Here is a 22,285-nt window from a genome sequence, read left to right as displayed (position 1 = left end):
GAAAAAAATTAACTGTTTCGTTCTACTTAAGTTGGTAAGCTGATGATAAATTCTGTTCCCCTTCCCAGTATAGACTGAACGTTCAGGGAACCGCCATGTTTTTCGACGACGATTTGACGGGCGATCGCCAGTCCCAATCCTGTGCCTTTACCTACTGCTTTAGTGGTAAATAAATGCTCAAATATCTTAGCTTGAACTTCTTCATTCATCCCCTTTCCATTATCAGTAATGGTAATTTTAACGAGATTATTTTCGACGGAGGTTGTAATGGCAATGCAGTTATAATTTGCCTGAATCTCGGCAAAAATTCGACCTATATTTGATTCATCCAACGCATCGATAGCATTGGCAAGAATATTCATAAACACCTGATTTAATTGACCTGGAAAGCAATTAATCGCCGGAATTTTCCCGTAGTTAGTGACAACTTCAATCGCGGGACGAGTATCCGAAGCCTTGAGGCGATGGCGTAAAATCAAGATGGTGCTATCAATCCCTTCGTGCAGGTTGAACTTTTGTTTTTGGTCGCTATCGGCACGGGAGAAAGTGCGGAGACTCTTGCTGATGCTGGTGATGCGATCGCCCCCATCTTTCATGGCTCTAATTAACTTGGGTAAATCAGAGCGTAAATATTCCAGGTCAATTGTCTCTAATTCCTCTTCAATTTCCGTCCCAGGTTGGGGGAATTTATCGTTGTAGAGGTCAATCAGCCCAAATAGATCATTGATGGAATCTTGGACAGCACCAACGTTGCCAATAATGCAGCCGACGGGATTGTTGATTTCGTGGGCAACTCCGGCGACTAAGTTACCTAGCGCCGACATTTTTTCACTTTGGACAATTTGGAGTTGGGCTTGTTGTAACGAGTTTAAGGCCTTTTCTAAGGCAAGGGATTTCTGCTGTAGGGCAATTTCTGCTTGTTTGCGATCGGTAATATCTAAATATAATCCATCCCAAACCATAGACCCATCGGCAAATCTTTGGATTTGAGATTCCCCATGAATCCACTTGATAATTCCTGATGGCGTGATGATTCGCCCTGACCACTGCCAGGAAGATTCGCTTTGAATGGTGTGAGTTTGGGACTGTAGAAAACTTGCGATGTCATCTGGATGCACCATATTTTGGAAAAACTGCCAATTGGACATAGCTTGCTCTGGGGTAATTTCCAGCAAGCTGTAACAGTCAGCACTGATGTAGCTCAACGATATAATCCCATCGGCACTCATGGGATATTGAAAAACTACCCCAGGCACATTGTTTACCAAGTTATGGAAGCGAGTGTTACTCGCACTCAACGAGTTCAGTGATTCCTGTAGTTGTTGAGCATATTGCTGCGATCGCTCATAAAGTTGGGCATTTTGTAGGGAAATAGCCGCTTGAGCGCACAGCAAGTTAAGCAGTTCCACGCGATCGCTCGTGAATGCCCCCGTTACTAAACTGTTTTCCAGATATAAAATCCCCAGCAATTTACCTTGATGCAAAATCGGGCTACATAAAATACTCTTGGGTTGCTGGCTCACAACATAGGGATCATTAGCTAAGGTCGGATCAATACTGGCATTGATTAACACCACAGTCTGCCTATTATTCTTGACTTTGTTGATCAACTTTAGGGGAATCTCTTGACTCTCCTCAACGGGTAAGCGTTGCAACACCAATGGCTCTGAGCCTAGGGTCATTGATCCTTTAATGAGTAAGCGATCATCTTGCACGAGCATTAACACACATTTATCAGCCCCCGCATTTTCAATGACGATCAAAAGCAGAGTTGAAAGCAGTTTTTCCAGTTCAATCTCACTAGAAATACTTTGAGATGCTTTGAGAATCGTCGCTAAGTCTAAAGCAATGGAGGCACTATTACTACTGGAACTGGCAGAACTAGTATAGGTAACAGTCCCTAAAGTAAAGATAGTTTCCTGAGTTGAGAGAGAAGAACGGGTTTGTTGGAGGATAGGGGCGAGTAATTGGGGATAATGTTTTTCTAAGTCGGCGACTTTGGCTTTAGCTCCCCAACGGGCATAACAATAATAGGCTTGGGTCATATAGTCTTGAGCAATCCGTTCTTTGCCCCAGTTGAGGTAGAATTTAGCAGCTAGTTCGTTTGCTAAAGCTTCTTCGTTAATATATTCGTTGGCTTTGGCTCCAGATATGGCACGATCGTAATGTTCAATTGCTTCGGCTTTATTGCCTAAAACCCGATGCTTTTCTGCCTCAACTAAATACCATTTATGCTGATGATTCATCGGGGCATTTTGCGCCCACTGATGCAGAACAGTTTGATGGGTTGTGGCAACAGCAAGCATTTCGGCTTGTTCTAGTTCCGGTTGTGTGGGGAATAGTGCCAGATGAGTTAGTGCAGCATAAAAATGAAAAATGGGAATAAAAACTAATCCCGATACTGCCATCAAGTAGGACTTGCTTTGAGCGATGTAGTCGAAGGCAGCCTGGTAATTGCCAAAGTAGTAGGCAAGCAGCAGTTTATAGATGTAGGCAACGGCGAGCGAGGTGAGAGCTTTGTCCTGTCGGTGCTTAGGCAGCATCACTGTTTCATCGTAAATAGTGCCAATTAAGCAATCGGGTTGGCTCACCGTTTCTCTCAAATGCTGCACCGTCTGCCGCGCTATGTCCAAATTAATACACGCCGAATCTTGTTTCATCTGAGCCAGGACAACATTGTAAGCAGCCAATTCGGATGACAATGCGTCCACCTCTACGCCTGCCAACAGCGCATCCCAGGCGTAAGTTGTTATGTTGTAGCCCCCGGAGAGAAAATCGCCTGTTTCTATGCCAGTTGTGTAGCCATCTTTAAACGTCGGTAATGTTGCCAAGAGTGCTTGCCGATGATGTTGAATGAAAGACCCAAACACGTTGAGAGTGGATGACTTCATGGCCTGAGCATTCAACCTCTCTAGTAACGAGAGCGCTAATCTACCAAACTCGTAGCCTGTTTCGACTTCACCCCAAAAGGCACAAAGCACCAAACCATGAGTGCAATAGCCAACCGCTGAGGTGGGAGTATTGCCAAACTGGAGTGACAACCTCACCATCGTCGCGCTCATGAAGGGTAGTAAACCTGGCATTCCCTGGAACACTGGTCCCAAGAGGATTACTAACATTTGCATCGCGGCGATCGCAGTGCGATCGCTCATCATCGGCAAGTCAATCAGTCCAGCAATCTCTCTGCCGCTTTGTTGCTGATTTAGGTCTTGTAAGGCTTTATCAATCTTGGCTGATTCTACTTCCGTCGGCAGTTCTACCCCCAACTGTGCTAGAACCTCTCTGCCCATTGCGATCGACACTAAAATTTGGCTTCTAGCCGTTTGTGCCGCGATTTGAATTTCGTAGATTTTAACCTTGTCGAAAATTGTCAGTGCTTCCTGCAATACCAACCCTGCTAGCTGTTCCATATCCTCAAAGTCACCATTCAAATAGCTGGCTTCCGTTGCTGCCACATGGAGGTTCAAGGCTAATTCGTACTCTGTTTTCCAGCAGTCTAGTTGTAATAGCTCAATCCCTGTTTTGAAATAACTCCTTGCGGCGGCGTAGGCTGTGGAATTTTTCGCCTTACCTCCAGCGTTCAAATTCATCTGTGCTAATTCTGTCCGTTCCGACGGTTGAATCATCAGATATCTGCCAATATTAAGATGATTGACAATATCAAACAGTTTCTCTTCCTTTGTACTCGGTGACGCATCTTGCAGCAAAAGTTGCCCGATTTGCAGATGAGTAATTTGTTTTTGGTCATCGGGAATCAGGGAATAAGCAGCTTGCTGGACGCGATCGTGGAGGAACTTATAATTGAGCGTTTCAGTTTGTGTGTTTTGGGTTGTATCCAGTTCGCCCACATAGAACTTATAAATTTCACTTTGAGGGATAATTAGTCCTTCCTGCAAGGCTTTCCAGAGGGCAACGGCGGTATCAGATTCCGATTGTTGGGAGACGATCGCCAGCGTATTCAAATCAAACTGTGCGCCAATACAAGCGGCTAATTTCAGAATATCTTGCGTATCAGAGGGCAGCTTTTGTAACTGTAATGCCATAAATTCCACAACATCATCTGACATGGCAACAGAGCGAATCTCTGCCAGATCACACTGCCAATTTCCTAGGTTGCGATCGAACTGAATCAATCCATCTTCATACAATGCTTTGAGAAACTGGGTAGCAAAAAAGGGATTACCTTTTGTTTTGAGGGCAATCAGTTCTGCTAAGGCTTGTGCGCTCAAGATATGGCAGTTGAGGGTGTCAGCGACTAGCTGGTTTAAGCTACCCTGACTGAGGGGATCTAAGGTAATCGTATTGATGGTGGCGTTGGCTTTAGCGATTGTATCCAATGTCAACATTAAGGGATGCACTGGTGAAACTTCATTATCTCGGTAAGCCCCGATCATCAATAAATAGTGGCTTTCCAACTCATTCATTAAAAGTTGCATCAAATTGAGTGAGGCAGAATCAGCCCACTGTAAATCATCCAAAAATATCACTAAGGGATGTTCTTTAGTTGTGAAGACTTGAATGAACTTCTGAAATAGTAAATTAAATCTATTTTGTGCCGCTGTTCCTGATAATTCTGTTGCAGGTGCTTGCTTACCAATGATGCGTTCTAATTCGGGAATGACTTCAATAATTACCTGCCCATTGTCCCCTAAAGCCTGAAGAATCTGAGTTTTCCAGATGTGTAATTCGCCATCGCTTTCACTAAGCAACTGCCCCATCAAATCGCGGAAGGCTTGCACAACTGCAGAGAAGGGAATATTGCGATTGAATTGGTCAAATTTTCCTTTGATAAAATAGCCGCGTTGCCTAACGATCGGTTTATGAACTTCGTTGACAACCGCAGTTTTCCCAATCCCCGAAAAACCAGCTACCAACATCATTTCTGTTGCCCCTTGGCTAACTCGTTCAAATGCTTGCAGTAGGGTTGAAACTTCGGTTTCTCGTCCATATAATTTATCAGGGATGAGGAAGCGATCGCACACATCCCTTGTTGCAATTTCAAAATTCTGAATTTCACCAGTTTCTCTTAGCTGCTGTAAACATTTTTCTAAATCAAATTTTAATCCCAATGCACTTTGATATCTATCCTCAGCATTTTTCGCCATTAACTTGCTGACGATTTCTGAGAGGACAGAGGGAATTTGCGGATTAATTTCATGTATTAATCTTGGTGCTTGGGCAATGTGAGAATGTACCAACTCCATCGCATCATTTGATTGAAAAGGTAAAACTCCAGTCAGCAATTCGTAAAAAGTTACACCAAGGGAATAAAAGTCTGTCCGATAATCAATTCCCCGGTTCATTCTCCCGGTTTGTTCGGGAGATATATAAGCGAGTGTACCTTCTAAAACATTAGGATTGATTAATGTTTGCGTTTCTCGCGGTAACAAGGAAGCAATGCTAAAGTCAATTAATTTAACTTGTTTTGTTTCGGGATTAATTAGGATATTGCTGGGTTTGATGTCTTTATGGATAATCCGCTCTCGATAAAGTATATCTAAGGTGTTGCAGAGTGCGATCGCCACTTCTAAAAATTCCCCCAATGAGAGTCTATTTCCCTCTTTCAGGGCCCATTCTTTCAGGGAAATTCCCCCAAAGTCTTCCATCACCAAGGCATAGCCATTGTGATAGGGTTCTAGACTGTAGGTTTGGATAATTAGGGGTGAGTTAAGGTTTTTGGCAATGGTGTACTGATTGCGAAATTGTACGAGTTCGCTGAACGTGGGATACTCATTTTTCAGAAGTTTGATAACTACAGGTTGTTGGTCATTGGTACGGATGGCTTGATAAACTAAGGTGCGATTTCCGTCATAAATTGTTTGGATAATTTGATAGTTGATAATTTGAGCGATTGTGTTTAGATTGTGGTTTTGGGGAGAGTTATTCATGGCTATTTTTGACGTAAAGTTAGTGAATGGTTAAATGAATCTGAAGCTCAGGAAAAAAATAACTCTTTGGCTCTACTTAAGTTGGTAAGCTGATGATAAATTCTGTTCCCCTTCCCAGTATAGACTGAACGTTCAGGGAACCGCCATGTTTTTCGACGACGATTTGACGGGCGATCGCCAGTCCCAATCCTGTGCCTTTACCTACTGCTTTAGTGGTAAATAAATGCTCAAATATCTTAGCTTGAACCTCTTCATTCATCCCCTTTCCATTATCAGTAATGGTAATTTTAACGAGATTATTTTCGACGGAGGTTGTAATGGCAATGCAGTTATAATTTGCCTGAATCTCGGCAAAAATTCGACCTGTATTTGATTCATCCAACGCATCGATCGCATTAGCCATAATATTCATAAACACCTGATTTAATTGTCCGGGGAAGCATTCGATCGCCGGAATATTCCCGTAGTGAGTGACAACTTCAATCGCTGGACGAGTCTCATTAGCTTTGAGGCGATGGCGTAAAATCAAGATCGTGCTATCAATCCCTTCGTGGAGGTTGAACTTTTGTTTTTGGTCGCTATCGGCACGGGAGAAAGTGCGGAGACTCTTGCTGATGCTGGTGATGCGATCGCCTCCATCTTTCATGGCTCTGATTAACTTGGGTAAATCAGAGCGTAAATATTCCAGGTCGATTGTCTCTAATTCCTCTTCAATTTCAGTCCCTGGTTGAGGGAATTTATCGTTGTAGAGGTCAATCAGCCCAAATAGGTCCTTGATGGAATCTTGGACAGCACCAACGTTGCCAATAATACAGCCGACGGGATTGTTGATTTCGTGGGCTACCCCGGCAACTAAGTTACCTAGGGCAGACATTTTTTCACTTTGGACAATTTGGAGTTGAGCATTTTGCAGGTCGGTGAGGGTCTGCTTGACTTGATTGTAAAGCCGGGCATTTTCTAGAGAAATAGCCACTTGGGAGCAGAGAAAGTCTAGAATAATGATGCGATCGCTGGTAAACACACCACTGGTTAAGCGATTCTTCAGATACAAAATACCAACCAAATTTCCTTGATTGAGAATTGGTAAACACAGGACACTTTTCGGCTGCTGTAGTGTCAAATAATTATCAATTACGGGTAAATCGGTTTCTAGATCGTCAATCACCACGACTTTGTGAGTGTTTTTGACATATTGAATCAGTTTGATGGGGAGATTGGGGTTGTTTTCCAGGGGTTCGGTGTACAGTTCGGTGGCGGTGGGTGTGGCGATCGCCCGTACTTCCCAAACTTGATTCTCCGAAGGTAAGATTAACGCACAGCGATCGCCCCCCGAATTTTGCAGAATAATTTGCGTCAGTTGGTAGATCAGATCCTCTAATTGAATCGTCCTCGCAAGTGCTTGGGAGGCTTTGAGAATGGCAGCAAAATCAAGGGTTGTATTGATGCTAGAACTGCTAGAACTTTTGCGGGTGTTGGAGTGAAGGGAATAGCCGGGAGATGCGATCGTTGTTAGTGTGCCTAACATTGTCATCGAGGGTTCGGACTGCTGCAAAATCGGGCAAAGCAATTCGGGATAGCGGTTTTCCAAATCATCAGTTTTGGCTTTTGCTCCCCAACGGGCATAACAATAATAGGCTTCTTGCATATAACCTGCGGCAACTTTCTCTTTACCCCAGTTGAGGTAGAATTTAGCAGCTAGTTCGTTTGCTAGGGCTTCTTCTTGGATGTATTCGTTGGCTTTGGCTCCAGCGATGGCGCGATCGTAGCAATCCCCTGCTTCATAATTCTTGCCTAAAACCCGATGTTGTTCAGCTTCTACTAGGTCATATTTATGTTGAAAATTCATCGGTGCGGAAACTGCACGATGGTGGAGTATGGCTTGATTTTTGGAAACCCGCTCCAGCAGTTCGGTTTTGTCTGTGGCTTCGGTATGGGTAGCTAGTGCTGTCAGGGAATCGTAAAAGTAAAAAACTAATTCGCTAATCCCGCTTCCTGCAACTGCTATGGTTTGACGCACTTCTATTGCATCTTGAATTGCCTGTGGATATTGATTGAGGAGATAGGAAGTAGTCAGGCTATAGACCCAATAATAATGCAATCCAATTAAATCATTAGTAGCGGTGAGTGCAGCGTGTATTTGCTCTGTTTTATTTGTCAAAATTGACTGGTTTTGACTATTTTGGAGCCGCTCAACTGCTTGTAAAATAATGTAAGAGTAGTTTAAAGATGTTTTGAGATTGAGCTTGGATAGGGTATTTAAATAAGGTTCTGTTTCTGTCACCAAAGTATTTAAATCCTTACCAGCTATATAAGCGCACTGACACAAATGGTGGACGTTATAGCCTGCAAACTCTGAATCGCCGACTTCCTGGGCTGTCTGGAAACCTTCCTTGTATAAAGCTAAACTGTTGCGAAAATGAGATTTATAATGGATAAAAAATGCGGCTAAGAGAAGATTAACTTTTGGCTCCATAAAACGTGCATTGAGCTTTGCCACTAATTGTGATGACATCTGAGCAAAGTCATAAGCTGTATCCAAATCCCCTAACATCTTGTTCAATAAAACCGCATAGTTACTGTAACTAAAGGCTGATAGGGAGTTATTACCTTTCTGAATCGACAATATAACTTGAGTCAGAACAATAAATGGAAATAGTTGGGAAGCAGAAAGATAGGCTGCGCCGGTAACACTAGAAAGTAACTGCATAATTGCCAATGCTTCTGGTTCGGTCATCACCGGCAAATCGAGTAAATCTTCAGCAGTTCTACCATTAAGCAATTCCGTTACCTTTTCTACAGCCGATGTTATATCTGTCGATGTCGGTTGCTCTGGAAGATAAGTGTTAAATTTGGTTAAAGCAGTCTGGGCAATCGCGATCGCCTCTTGAAATCTCCCCTGGGTTGTATAGGCTTGAATCTGGATTTCGTAGGCTTTAACGTACTCGGTCGCTTGGAGATTGGCAGCTAAAATCACCTTTACTCCCTGCTCAATTTGCTCGTAATTACCGCATAAATACGCCGCTTCTGTTGCTCCTTCCTGCAATCCTAACATCAGGCTGGTTTGGGTCTGCCAAGCACCATCAGACAGTAAATTTATACCTGTAGTGAAATATTTGAAAGCTGGTTCGTAAGCATTCGAGGCTTTAGCTTTGCGTCCAGCAATTAAATTAAGTTTGGCAAGATTATCTTTTTCCGATTGGTCAAGGATAATTGCGATCGCCCTGTTCCAATGGTTGACAATCTCGAAAATTTTGGCTTCTAGTTCGGTGTCTGGGGTGCTTTGTCGCAGCAACCGAGCGATCGCTAAATGAGTTGACTGTTGTTGATCTTCAGGAATTAGGGAATAAGCGGCTTGTTGAACGCGATCGTGGAGGAACTTATAATTGAGCGTTTCAGTTTGTGTGTTTTGGGTTGTATCCAGTTCGCCCACATAGAACTTATAAATTTCACTTTGGGGAATAATCAGCCCTTCCTGTAAGGCTTTCCAGAGGGCGACGGCTGCATCAGATTCCGATTGTTGGGAGACGATCGCCAGCGTATTCAAATCAAACTGTGCGCCAATACAAGCGGCTAATTTGAGAATATCTTGGGTATAATTCGGCAGTTTTTGTAACTGTGATGCCATAAATTCCACGACATCATCGGAAATGGCAACAGTGCGAATCTTTGCCAGATCGCACTGCCACCCCCCCGTAGCCCCCCCTTGGTAAGGGGGGGTTGGGGGGGTGAACTGAATCAATCCATCTTGATACAGTGCTTTGAGAAACTGGGTGGCAAAAAAGGGATTGCCTTTTGTTTTGACGGCAATCAATTCTGTCAAGGGTTGAGCGCTCAAAATATGGCAGTTGAGGGTGTCAGCGACTAGCTGGTTTAAGCTACCCTGACTGAGGGAACCCAAAGTAATAGTATTGATGGTGGCGTTGGCTTTGGCGATCGCATCTAAGGTCAACATTAAGGGATGCGCTGGTGAAACTTCATTATCTCGGTAAGCCCCGATCGTTAATAAATAGCGACTTTCCGACTCATTCATCAAAAGTTGTATCAAATTGAGTGAGGCAGAATCAGCCCACTGTAAATCATCCAAAAACATCACCAATGGATGTTCTTTAGTTGTGAAGACTTGAATGAACTTTTGGAACAGTAAATTAAATCTATTTTGTGCCGCAGTTCCTGATAGTTCTGTAGCGGGTGCTTGCTTACCGATGATGCGTTCTAATTCGGGAATCACCTCAATCATTACCTGCCCATTGTCCCCTAGCGCCTGAAGAATCTGAGTTTTCCAGATGTGTAATTTGGTATCGCTTTCACTAAGCAACTGCCCCATTAAATCGCGGAATACTTGCACAAAGGCAGAGAAGGGAATATTGCGATTGAATTGGTCATATTTCCCTTTGATAAAATAACCGCGTTGCCGCACAATCGGTTTATGAACTTCGTTGACAACTGCTGTTTTTCCAATCCCCGAAAACCCAGCTACCAGCATCATTTCTGTTGCACCAAGGCTGACTCTTTCAAACGCTTGGATTAGGGTTGATACTTCAGCTTCTCGTCCATAAAGTTGATCTGGGATAATGAAGCGATCGCACAGATCCCTCTGAGCTATTTCAAAACTCTGAATTTCACCAGTTTCTTGAAGTTGAGTTAAACATTTTTCTAAATCATATTTCAACCCTAAAGCACTTTGATATCTATCTTCAGCATTTTTAGCCATCAGTTTCATGACGATATCAGAAAGGACTTGGGGAATAGGAAAATCAACCTCACCCGCCAACCGCCGACTGTTGGGGTGAGGTTGATTCATATTTGGTGATTGTTTTGCAATATGAGAATGTACTAATTCCATCGGGTCATTTGATTGAAATGGTAATTCTCCCGTGAGTAATTCGTAGAAAGTTACACCCAAAGAATAAAAATCTGTACGGTAGTCAATTCCCCGATTCATCCTTCCTGTTTGTTCGGGAGAAATATAAGCAAGTGTTCCTTCTAAAACATTGGGATTGATTAAGGTTTGGGTTTCTCGTGGTAGTAAAGATGCAATACTGAAGTCAATTAATTTGACTTGTTTGGTTTCTGGATTAATAAGAATATTGGCGGGTTTGATGTCTTTATGTATAATCCGCTCCCGATACAATATATCTAAGGTGTTGCACAGTGCGATCGCTAAAGTTAAAAACTCCTGTAAAGATTGTAGATTTCCGCTCATTACCCATTCTTTCAGAGAAATCCCCCCAAAGTCTTCCATGACTAAGGCATAGCCATTTTGATAGGGCTCCAGGCTATAGGTCTGGATAATTCCAGGTTGATGAAGGTTTTTGGAAATGGTATACTGGTTGCGAAACTGCACCAGTTCGCTGAAGCTAGGATACTCATTTTTCAGCAGTTTGATGACGACAGGTAGTCGATCTTTGGTACGAAGGGCTCGGTAGACTACGGTTCGACTTCCTGAATAAACAGTTTCAACAATTTGATAGTGGGGAATTTGATGGGTTGTCGTTAGGTTGTAGTTTGTGGAGGAGTTATTCATTGTTATTATTGGCGGAAAGTTAATGATGGGTTTGTTGAATGAGTCTGAATGTCAGGGAAAAGTTAATCTGTTTATTTTTCCTGAAGGGGTAAAGTGATGATAAATTTTGTTCCCGATCCCAGTATAGAATTAACATTCAGGGAACCGCCATGTTTTTCTACGACAATTTGCCACGCGATCGCCAGTCCTAATCCCGTACCTTTTCCGACAGTTTTCGTAGTAAATAAATGGTCAAAAATCTTTGATTTTACCTCCTCACTCATCCCCTTAGCATTATCAGTGATGGCAATTTTTACCTGTTTATTTTTGACCGATGTTTGAATGGTTATACAGTTAGGATTCGCTTTGATTTCTGCAAAACTTAGACCGATATTTGATTCTTCTAAAGCATCAATAGCATTAGCTATAATATTCATAAACACCTGATTTAATTGTCCGGGGAAGCATTCGATAGCCGGAATATTCCCGTAGTTGGTGACAACTTCAATCGCTGGACGAGTATCATTTGCTTTGAGGCGATGGCGTAAAATCAAGATCGTGCTATCAATTCCTTCGTGGAGGTTGAACTTTTGTTTTTGGTCGCTATCGGCACGGGAGAAAGTGCGGAGACTCTTGCTGATGCTGGTGATGCGATCGCCTCCATCTTTCATGGCTCTGATTAACTTGGGTAAATCAGAGCGTAAATATTCCAGGTCGATTGTCTCTAATTCCTCTTCAATTTCAGTCCCTGGTTGAGGGAATTTATCGTTGTAGAGGTCAATCAGCCCAAATAGGTCATTGATGGAATCTTGGACAGCACCAACGTTGCCAATAATGCAGCCGACGGGATTGTTGATTTCGTGGGCAACTCCGGCGACTAAGTTACCTAGGGCAGACATTTTTTCACTTTGGATAATTTGGATCTGGGCTTGCTGTAACGAGTTTAAGGCATTTTCTAATGCAAGGGATTTCTGCTCTAAGGCAAGTTCTGCTTCTTTGCGATCGGTAATATCATCTGCCAGCGAAGCAACTCCTATTAACTCGCCATCTGCATTCATAAGTACATTGTTATACCAAACACAAATAATCGTTTTGCCATCCTTTGTAAGATTTTCATTAATACTGTAATTACCACCCTGCTGCGATATAATATCGACGCTGACTCCCTTTAGTTGTGCTTGAATCACTTCAGGAACGATAAATGTGAAGTGACGACCCAAAGCCTCCTGCTTGGTATAGCCAAAGATTCGTTCTGCTGCTGGGTTCCAGTCAGTAGCCAGAAAATTGATATCCCACTCTATGACGGCTACTGGAGTTTGCTTAACCAATAGCTGGAGTCGTTGCTGGGATGCTTGCAACCGAGATTGTTCTGCACTCAACCGATCGAGCGATCGCTCTAATTGTTGAGCATAATGCTGCGATCGCTCATAAAGTTGGGCATTTTCTAAAGAAATAGCAGCTTGAGCGCATAGCAAATTGAGCAGTTCCACGCGATCGCTCGTGAACGCCCCTATTGCTAAATTATTTTCTAGATATAAAATGCCCCTCAACTTGCCTTGATACAAAATCGGGCTACACAAGATACTATACGGCTGCTGACGAATGATATACGGGTCATTAGCTAAAATCCGATCGGCACTCGCATTAATTAGCACAACAGTCTGCTGGTTGTGCAAGACTTTGTAAATCAGCTTCAGGGGAATCTCCTGACTGTCCTCAATAGGAAGGCTTTGCAACACGACTGGCTCCATCCCCACCGCCATTGAGCCTTTAATCAGCAAGCGATCATTTCGCAAGAGCATTAACACGCATTTATCTGCTCCCGCATTTTCGATAACAATGGAAAGCAACGATGAGAGCAGTTTTTCGAGTTCGATTTCGCCAGAAAGAGTTTGGGAAGCTTTAAGAATAGCGGCTAAATCTAAAGCAACAGAGACACTGCTACTGCTGGATGTAGCGGAAATTGTGGATGTGACACTCCCCAATGCGAAGATAGTTTCGTTAGTTGACAGGGGAGAACGGGTTTGTTGGAGGATGGGAGCAAGCAGTTGAGGATAACGTCTTTCCAAGTCGGCGACTTTGGCTTTTGCGCCCCAACGAGCATAGCCATAGTAGGCTTCAATCATGTATTCCTGGGCAATGCGCTTTTTGCCCCAATCTAGATAAAATTTGGCGGCTAGTTCATTGGCCAGAGCTTCTTCTTGAATGTAATCGTTTGCTTTAGCAAGAGCAATGGCGCGATCGTACAAATCTGTGGCGTTGACTTTTTCACCTAGAACTCGACACCGTTCTGCGGCAACTAGCGCACAATGGTGAGTCTGATTGCTGGGTGCATGAAATGCCCATTCCTGAAGTTTCTCCTGATGGGCAGAGACCTTATCTAGAATAGCTGCTTGCTCTGTGTGACTGGCAGTTGGATAAATCGCTAATTGTAGCAGCGCATCGTAGAAGGAGAAGAGCGGAACGTGCATCAGTCCTACTGCTGTGTGCAAATACTGTTCTGTCAAACGGGCATTTAAGACCGCTTGTTCATAGCGATGGAACAGATAGGAAAGGAGCAGTTTATTAAAATAGAGTTGATAGAGCGCTATCAATTGATTGCCTTGTAGATGAAGCTGAATCATCTCATCCTCATCATAGTCTTTGCTACACAATCGATCTGGTTCACCCGTAGGTTCCAGCAAATTTAGTACCGCTTGATAGTAAATACTTTGAATGCGAAAATAGCCATTCTGACGGAATTGCTGGATGACTTTGCGGTGTTTATCCATCGTCTGTTTGAGAGCAGAAAGTTCCTGCCCACTGAAATAAGCCGTGTAGCTGTAGCACATCAGGCTGAGGACAACATATTCAAGATCGCCCGTTTCTAGTCCACTGGCGTAAGCTTGCAGATACCCGTCAAGGGTATCTTTTGCGGGTTCTCGCCAATGTCGGAGGGAGGTGTTGAATCCAAAAATCGTTTTAGCAGCGACCTTGCGGGCATCAATGCGCTGTAACAGGTTCATCCCTAATTGCCCAAAGCGATAGCCTGCATCAATATCTTTCAAAATGGCAACCAACATCAACCCATACTGGACATAACCATAGGTTGACTCCGTTGTATTCCCGTATTGCACGGATAAATCGACTTGAATAAAGGTGAGTAAGGGCAACAGGTTTGGAGCAACTTGATAAGCAACAGACATGATGTTCGATATAATAACCATTACTGCTTTTTGCTCCGGTGCAGTCATTTCGGGTAACTCTAACAGTGATTCAATCGATCGCCTGCCCAGAAGTGTTTGGGTGTGCTGAAGCCCCTGCTTGATTTCTACCTGTGTAGGTTGCTCTGGGAGATACACCCCCAGTTGATTCAGCACTTCTCGCGCCAGCCGCAAAGCTTCTAGATGTTGATTTTGGGCGATGCAAGCCTGGATTTTAGCCTGATATGTAGTCACCCGATCAAGCCAGGAATGGGTATGAGTCAGCACCGTTGCTGCTAACTGTTCCATCTGTTCAAAATCGGTGTTGAGGTAAGCTGCCTCTGTTGCGCCTTCATAGAGGGCGAGACAGAGCTGATATTGATGTTGCCAGCGATCGCCTGGGAGCAGGTCAATACCCGTTGTAAAATAGGCGATCGCAGCTCTGTAAGCCGTTGCTGCTCTGGCTTTGCGTCCGGCTGCAAGATTCAACTGGGCGACTTCATGGCAAAGGTATGGTTGGGTAATCAGAGATTTCCCGACATTGAGATGATTGACGATATCGAAAAGTTTTTCTTCGCGATCGTTGAGCGAAGTCTTCTGCAACAACAGTTGCCCAATTTTGAGATGAGTTGCCTGTTTTTCCTCCTCTGGGATCAGAGAATAGGCGGCTTGTTGGACGCGATCGTGTAAGAATTTGTAGGTAGCGGTTTGAGACTCTTGAGACGTAATAGCAAGATTTTCTGGCTCCATATAAAACTTATAAATTTCACCTTGAGGTAAAATCAACCCTTCTTGCAACCCTTTCCACAAATTGGCTGCTGTTTCTACTTCTGAGTTTTCCGAAACAATTGCCAATGTTCCTAAATCGAACTGATTGCCAATACAAGCCGCAAGTTTCAGAATATCTTGAGTAGCTAAGGGCAATTTCTGTAACTGCAACGCCATGAATTCAATAACATCATCGGTCAAGGCTTGTTCCTTGACTCGAACAAGATCGCATTGCCAACCGCCTAACTCTAAGTTAAATTGAATGAAATTATCTTTGTATAAGGCTTTGAGAAATTGAGTGGCAAAAAAGGGATTTCCTTGGGTTTTCTGAAACACCAATTGGGAAAGAGGTAAAGCTAAATTTTCTGTACTTTTGAGGGCATCTGCGACGAATTGATTGATGGTCTCTTGACTCAATGGTGCTAAGGTAATGGTATTAATTATTGCTTGTGCTTTTTGAATGTCACTCAAACTTAACATTAATGGATGCGCTGGATTAACCTCGTTATCGCGGTACGCTCCAATTAGTAATAAATAATGAGTATCTGCCATTAAAACTTGGATTAACTTCAGTGATACAGAATCTGCCCACTGCAAATCGTCCAAAAACATCACTAAGGGATGTTCTACACTGGTAAAGACTTGAGTAAACTTCTGAAATAATAAGTTAAACCGATTTTGAGCGGCTGTTCCTGATAATTCTGTTGCAGGTTGTTGTTCGCCAATAATCTTTTCTAATTCGGGAATCACTTCAATAATGACTTGTCCATTTTCTCCAACTGCCTCTAATATCTTCTTTTTCCATTGTTGAATCTGGGTATCGCTTTCTGTAAATAATTGCCCCATCAAGTCCTGAAAGGCTTGCACAAATGCACTGAAGGGAATATTACGATTAAATTGGTCAAACTTACCTTTGATAAAATAGCCACGTTGTCGCACAATAGGTTTGTGAACTTCGTTGACAATCGCAGTTTTACCAATTCCTGAAAAACCAGCGACGAGCATCATTTCTGTTGCCCCAAGGCTAACTCTTTCAAAGGCTTGGAGTAGGGTTTCTACTTCGGTTTCTCGTCCATAGAGTCGATCGGGGATGATGAAGCGATCGCACAAATCCCTCTGAGCTATTTCAAAACCTTCTATCTTACCACTTTCTTGTAATTGACGCAAACAAAATTCTAAGTCAAATTTCAGCCCCAAAGCACTCTGATAGCGGTCTTCAGCATTTTTTGCCATCAATTTGCTGACAATCTCCGAGAGTACCGGCGGAATTTCCGGCTTGATTTCATGTAGTGATGGCGGCTGCTTGGCAATATGAGAGTGTACCAATTCCATCGCATCATGGGATTGAAACGGCAACTCTCCCGCCAGCAATTCGTAAAAAGTCACGCCCAAAGAATAGAAATCAGTTCGATAGTCAATGCCGCGATTCATCCTTCCAGTTTGTTCTGGTGACAAATAGCCAAGTGTTCCTTCGAGTACGTTAGGATTGATCAGGGTTTGAGTTTCCCTGGGCAGCAAAGATGCAATACTAAAGTCAATCAGTTTGACTTGTTTTGTTTGGGGATTAATTAAAATATTGGCGGGTTTAATATCTTTATGAATGATCCGGTGGCGGCAAAGTATATCTAATGTATTGCTGATGTCGATCGCCATTTGCAACAATTCACTCAAATTCGGTAGAGTTTCCCCTTGTTCCATCCATGCCTTGAGAGAGATTCCCCCGAAGTCTTCCATTACCAGCGCATAGCTGTTTTGGTGGGGTTCTAAGCTGTAGGTTTCGATGATTCCGGGTAAATTGAGGTTTTTGGCAATAGTATATTGATTGCGAAATTGCACGAGTTCGCTGAAGCTTGGATACTCGCTATGCAAGACTTTGATGGCAACGGGCTGTTTGTCGCAGAGCCGAGTTCCGCGATAAACTAGGGTGCGAGTTCCTGAGTAAATGCGATCGAGCGTTTGATAACCTGTCAATGTAAAATTTAGAGTAGTCATACTTTTATTATTATTCACCTCATCTCCGGGCTATTTGTAGCTTAACAGAAGCAAATAGAGTTTCCAGCCCAGTGATTGTTAAGTAAAGTTATAATAAAACGTAGATCGCTCAATGGGTGTGATTCATGTCACTGAAATAAGGTAATTTTTAAACTCAATAAATTCTCTTTTCATTAAAACTTGAATAGCAAAAAAACTTAAATAGTCCAATCCATATTGGAATCGTGAATAATAAAGTTTGATGAGCGGATTTTATAAATATAGGACGATCGACTAAATCTTTACTACACTACTTACTTACATCTATTACTTTTGCTAACCGCCACTAAATATTAATGCTTATTCAGCCTCGCAGATAATTTTTGCTACAGGCCTTGACATCAACAAAAGCGCGTGTCATGATAAAGTTGAACAATAGGTCAACATGGGTGAAAACTATGGCACGACAAGCAAAACAATCATCTCAGGTCAAAAGTTCCAGCAGCCAAGCAGCCTCAAATAATCGCACAAAATTTACCCTCTACAATTTTGCCGGAAACGCAAAGGCATTCTATTTAGTCGATCGCACAAATCTAGAAAGAAAGCCCGGTGATATCCCAGAAAAATCCGTCGCCCACAGCATCATCATTATCGATCGTTCCGGCTCAATGTATTATGACTTAAAACCGCTGAAAGAAACCCTAATCAAGCTTTTGACCTTAGACGAATACAACAATTACCAGCTAATAATCAGCTTAATTTCCTATGCTGATAATGGGGACGTGATTTGTCACTTCCAGCGAATTCCGATTCAAGAAGTGATGAAAATGGACTCTCAATATATCAAAGCAATTCAAAAAATCCACACCGCTGGCTGTACCTGCATCTCGCAGTCGATGGAACTCGCTAAATCTCTGGTAAAAGCGGGAGAAGTGACAGCAATTAATTTGCACACAGACGGTTATGCAAATGACCCAAGTGCTAATTCTGAATCGGCGAAATTAGGGGAAATTTGTGAAGAACTCAAAGACATGGATGTGTTTGCAAATACCATATCCTATGGCTGTGCTGACTTTAAACTGCTATCCAAAATTGCCAACACCTTATCGGGAAATTGTATTCGCGCTGGCGAAGTTAAAATGGTTTATGATGCTCTTTACGACAGCACTAAATTGTTAGGCGGTTCCGTGGCGCCGCCGCTGGAAGAACCGTTAATTAAGGAATACGATTATCAAGTTTTTGTCTCCAAAAGTGGCAAGAAAATAAACGGTTCATCGAGCACTCTGAAAATCTGCGGGCTGAAAGCAGACGATCAGGGACTGTTTTACAAATATCAGCAAGTCACCCAAGCTGAATATGACAAACTAGAGGTTCCCGTTGCTCAAACTGATGAGTCGGTGTTTGCTTTTGCGAAAGCTAACCTCGCTGACGGCAATTTGAATACGGCGAAGTATGCGCTGGCGAGCACCTTTGATGCTACTTTGACTGAAAAACACGCTAAAGCTTTGACAAATGCCCAAATAGCAGGGTTTACGGAAGATTTGGAAGGGGCTGTGTTTGCGCCTGATGTGTTGCAAAATCATCAAATGGGCGATCGGGTAAAAGTCAGCGACAAAATTTCCCTGCTGGAGTTAGTCAAGATATTAGAGGAAAACAGCAACAGCATCATCATCAACTTAAAACACTTGCAAGAAAACTATCAGCGCAAAGGTTTAAAGCGAGTTGAAGGAAAGCGCGACGAAAACGGTAAAATTGTCAAGCCTTGGCTGAAAACTGAATTTTTAGATGGCGGCGAATACGTGCGGATGGGTTCATTTGCGATCAATCAAAATACAGCTAGCATCAATATGCTGATTACCCGAAAAGTTAAGCTGGTAAAAGTTGAGGATGAAACTTTAATCGCAGAAGTTGCAGGAATTCTGGTAACAGACCTCAATACTTTCAACAATTATACTATTGTCAGCGACGGCGAAGTTAATATTAAGTCGCTCAGAACCAAAATCAGCAGCAAAGTAGTGTTTGATTTGCTCAACAAAAGCGGTGTACTTGAAAAAGACGGCTCGCCTGTGGCAGAATTTGACTTCCATGCAGAGTACGATATTAAATTAGAGAGTTTGCCGCTAGTGCCTTTTGACGGGCGTTACGGTAGCCTTGACGGAGTGTTTGAGGAACTGGCAAACATTAAAATTATCTCCAGCATTCTCTCGGCTCATTTGAAGGAAGAATCCGATGCTTATACGGCGGAACAATTGGAAGAATTGAAACAGCATTATCTATCGAAAAGCCTTTACATCAACTTTCCGACGACTACGGAATATACGGAATTGAAAAGTGCGATCGCCAACGGTGAAGTAGATTCGCGAGTCAGCTACAAAATCGACATCGGCAGCAAAAACATCCTCAACTTCGGCAAATTGCACTCAGCCAACAAATTTCTCGATCGCCTTTACGAAGTTTACCATAAAAACACAGGCGAAAAACTAGCAAAACCGACATTTGACATCACCTTAGACGAGCCTGTCGTCTTCGCACACAAAACGCTGTCATCCCGAACAAAAATCACCAAAGTTGACGACTTGATGAAACTGATTTTCGATGAGTTTCTGGGATTAGAGAATAACGGTATTGTTGCCACTACTTTATCAAAAGTTGGTGCAGACAGCTTGCTGCGCCTTTTGCAAGCAAAATGGCAGGAAGAAGATGTCAAGCGAGACGAATTTGTCGCTGCTTTAGCTAGTGCGAACGAGCGACTAGAAGCTTATGCTGAAAAAGTGTACAGGGAAAAAGTTTCACCGCTGGTTTTCTATATCGGTTCTACCGGACTTATCCCCGATGAAATGGAGGCAAAAGCGGCGACTGCGGATGAACTCAGCTCTAAGTATGGCAACTTACAATTTTCTAAAGATGAGCAAGAGGGGATGTTTTTTGAAGTCGGCGACTGCATTATTAGCGTCTATGCTAAAAATGAGTATTTCACGGTAAGGAAGTAGGATTTAGGGTGGGCTTTTGCCCACCTTGCTCAAATATGGCGGATTAAAATCAACTGCAAAGGCGCAGCGGTGGCGAGCGGGAAATAGGTAGGTCGGGCCAGTGTTAGGTTGCCAAGACGAAAGGAGCGATCGCAAATTTTCTATGATGGGAATCGTTCGGGTTCGTAACTTTCCTTTGGTGTTGCTTTTGCGAAAGTTTATCCTATGGTAGGATAGATCTCAACGCTGTATAAAAAAATAGTAGCCAAATTCTCTGGAATTAGGTTACAATGATATTACGCGAATTCTCATAAGGAGGGCAAGCCAATGACACAAACATTATCAATGTCTGTTCTCTATAAAAAACTCTCGGCGATCGGTTTCCCAAAACGTTTCGTTCAAGAAAAAGGTTTGCCCAGTTGGTGGAATGAAGAACTAGACAATAAACCCGTCGCCGTCCTAGAGGGTGCTGGTCATATTGCCCAACGTCTACACATAGACCTCAAGAGCCTCTTAGCCGAGAATCAGAAGCCTCAGTTTAAGCCCTTACTCCACACCAAATTCAAGTACCATCAACAGGATAAAGTAGATGTACCTGATGTGGCTCATCAACTTGCCTCACGGGTTGCTGAAGTTGTTGCTGACGCTATAAAGCTCGAATTTAAACCCATACCATCTGACCCTCATCAAGTCCGCTCAGAGATCGTTGCCAAACATCCTCAAGTCACTTTATACAGCTTGCTCGATTACTGTTGGGAACATGGTATCGCTGTTGTCTATTTTAAGAATTACCCTCAAAATACCCGCAATATTAGAGGCATGATCCAATGGCAAGCCGAGCATCCCGTGATTGTCTTGAGTAGCGGTAAGACACAACCAGTATGTCTAGCATTCGATCTTGCCCATGAACTGGGCCATCTTGCCCTTGGTCATATTAAAGAAGGTATTTTGATTGATGATGATATTAAGCAAGACTCTGATGATCTAGAAGAAAGAGATAGCAATCAGTTTGCAGTTAAACTGCTAGTCAATAGTTTTGATAACTCCCTCGGCCAGAAAAAATTTAACAATGCAAAAGACCTAAAGAATAAAATTATTCAACTTGTTCAAAGTGACTCAACTATTGATCCATCTGCATTAGCTTTAAATTATGGCTGGTATAATAGAAATTATTTTGCATTGTCTATGGGATGTGTAACTTTAATCAATCCTACTAAAGAAGGACATAAGACTATTAACAATTTTTTAGAGCAGCATCTAAATTGGGAGGAATTAAGTGACGATAATGCTGATTACTTAGACCAGATTTTAGGAGAATAGCTTTGTCTAGTTGTATCTATTGCATTGATAATGACATAATTAAAAAGCTTGCTACATTCCAGCTATTCGATAAGACTCTTCAATTATTTGATGCTAGTTCTGAGCAAGTTAATATCCTAGAGACGGCACAATATAAATTTGAAGGCGATTGGAAAAAATTTGAAGGAGGGAAAAGTCGAAAACCCGAAGATCCTTTGATTAATTATAAACAAGTTCTTTACCTTTCTAAGACTTTACCAAAAATATCTGAATCTGATATTGACCAAGAAATTTTTATTCAATTATCCAATATTGAAAATATCGATCAAGGTGAAGCCATTCTCACAAGTCATGCTATACAAATTATCCAAAAAGATAAATCTGCTCAGATTTTTACTGGAGATAAAAGATTCATCAAAGCCTTAGCAACAGTTAACTTACCTATCATTAAAGAGTCTCTAAATCATAGATTATGGTGCTTAGAGCAACTTGTTCTCAGAAATATTGAAGCCGATGGCTTTGAGACTATTCGAGATTTCATTGTTCCTGTTCGAGAATGTGATACAGCAATTAAGAGTGTTTTTGGTTCAGGGCTTAATTCAACATCTGACAACTCCCTAGCTACTTTAAAAAATTATATTGAGGAGTGTCGGCAGGAGGCAGGTAATCTACTAAATCCTTACAACTAGATTTAAGTGTGACACT

Annotated in this window: 6 protein-coding genes; 3 read left to right on the top strand and 3 right to left on the bottom strand. The window is 42.5% G+C overall.

Features of this window, described 5'->3' with window-relative positions; genetic code table 11:
* Positions 1–26: 26 nt before the first annotated feature.
* The 3 genes from QUA44_RS05435 to QUA44_RS05425 all read right to left on the bottom strand — a co-directional run bounded on the left by QUA44_RS05435 (position 27) and on the right by QUA44_RS05425 (position 17,333).
* Positions 27–5,888 (bottom strand): AAA family ATPase, encoded by a 5,862-nt coding sequence (locus tag QUA44_RS05435; RefSeq protein WP_333251846.1) that lies wholly within the window; start codon positions 5,886–5,888, stop codon positions 27–29.
* 76 nt (positions 5,889–5,964) lie between these two features.
* Entirely contained in the window at positions 5,965–11,412 is a 5,448-nt protein-coding gene (locus QUA44_RS05430) for an AAA family ATPase (protein ID WP_333251847.1), read from the bottom strand.
* Between the two features lie 71 nt (positions 11,413–11,483).
* Complete coding sequence (locus QUA44_RS05425) at positions 11,484–17,333, bottom strand: AAA family ATPase (RefSeq protein WP_333251848.1); 5,850 nt, start codon at positions 17,331–17,333, stop codon at positions 11,484–11,486.
* Between the two features lie 437 nt (positions 17,334–17,770).
* On the opposite strand from QUA44_RS05425, the gene QUA44_RS05420 reads away from it, so the two are divergent.
* The 3 genes from QUA44_RS05420 (at position 17,771) to QUA44_RS05410 (ending at position 22,269) form a co-directional block, all read left to right on the top strand.
* Positions 17,771–20,302, top strand: a complete 2,532-nt coding sequence (locus QUA44_RS05420) for a vWA domain-containing protein (RefSeq protein WP_333251849.1) — start codon at positions 17,771–17,773, stop codon at positions 20,300–20,302.
* Between the two features lie 306 nt (positions 20,303–20,608).
* On the top strand, positions 20,609–21,601 hold the full coding sequence (locus tag QUA44_RS05415; RefSeq protein ID WP_333251850.1) for an ImmA/IrrE family metallo-endopeptidase: 993 nt from the start codon (positions 20,609–20,611) through the stop codon (positions 21,599–21,601).
* A gap of 2 nt (positions 21,602–21,603) precedes the next feature.
* Positions 21,604–22,269, top strand: a complete 666-nt coding sequence (locus tag QUA44_RS05410) for a hypothetical protein (protein ID WP_333251851.1) — start codon at positions 21,604–21,606, stop codon at positions 22,267–22,269.
* The last annotated feature ends 16 nt before the right edge of the window (positions 22,270–22,285 follow it).

The organism is Microcoleus sp. N9_A2, from assembly GCF_036701775.1.
Taxonomy (GTDB): Bacteria; Cyanobacteriota; Cyanobacteriia; order Cyanobacteriales; family Microcoleaceae; genus Microcoleus.
This window is presented reverse-complemented; position numbering and strand designations above follow the sequence as displayed.

Bases quoted from the DNA above. Each gene is read 5' to 3' on its own strand.
- QUA44_RS05435 (WP_333251846.1), bottom strand. From the start codon at position 5,888: ATGAATAACTCTCCCCAAAACCACAATCTAAACACAATCGCTCAAATT.
- QUA44_RS05430 (WP_333251847.1), bottom strand. From the start codon at position 11,412: ATGAATAACTCCTCCACAAACTACAACCTAACGACAACCCATCAAATT.
- QUA44_RS05425 (WP_333251848.1), bottom strand. From the start codon at position 17,333: ATGACTACTCTAAATTTTACATTGACAGGTTATCAAACGCTCGATCGC.
- QUA44_RS05420 (WP_333251849.1), top strand. From the start codon at position 17,771: ATGGCACGACAAGCAAAACAATCATCTCAGGTCAAAAGTTCCAGCAGC.
- QUA44_RS05415 (WP_333251850.1), top strand. From the start codon at position 20,609: ATGACACAAACATTATCAATGTCTGTTCTCTATAAAAAACTCTCGGCG.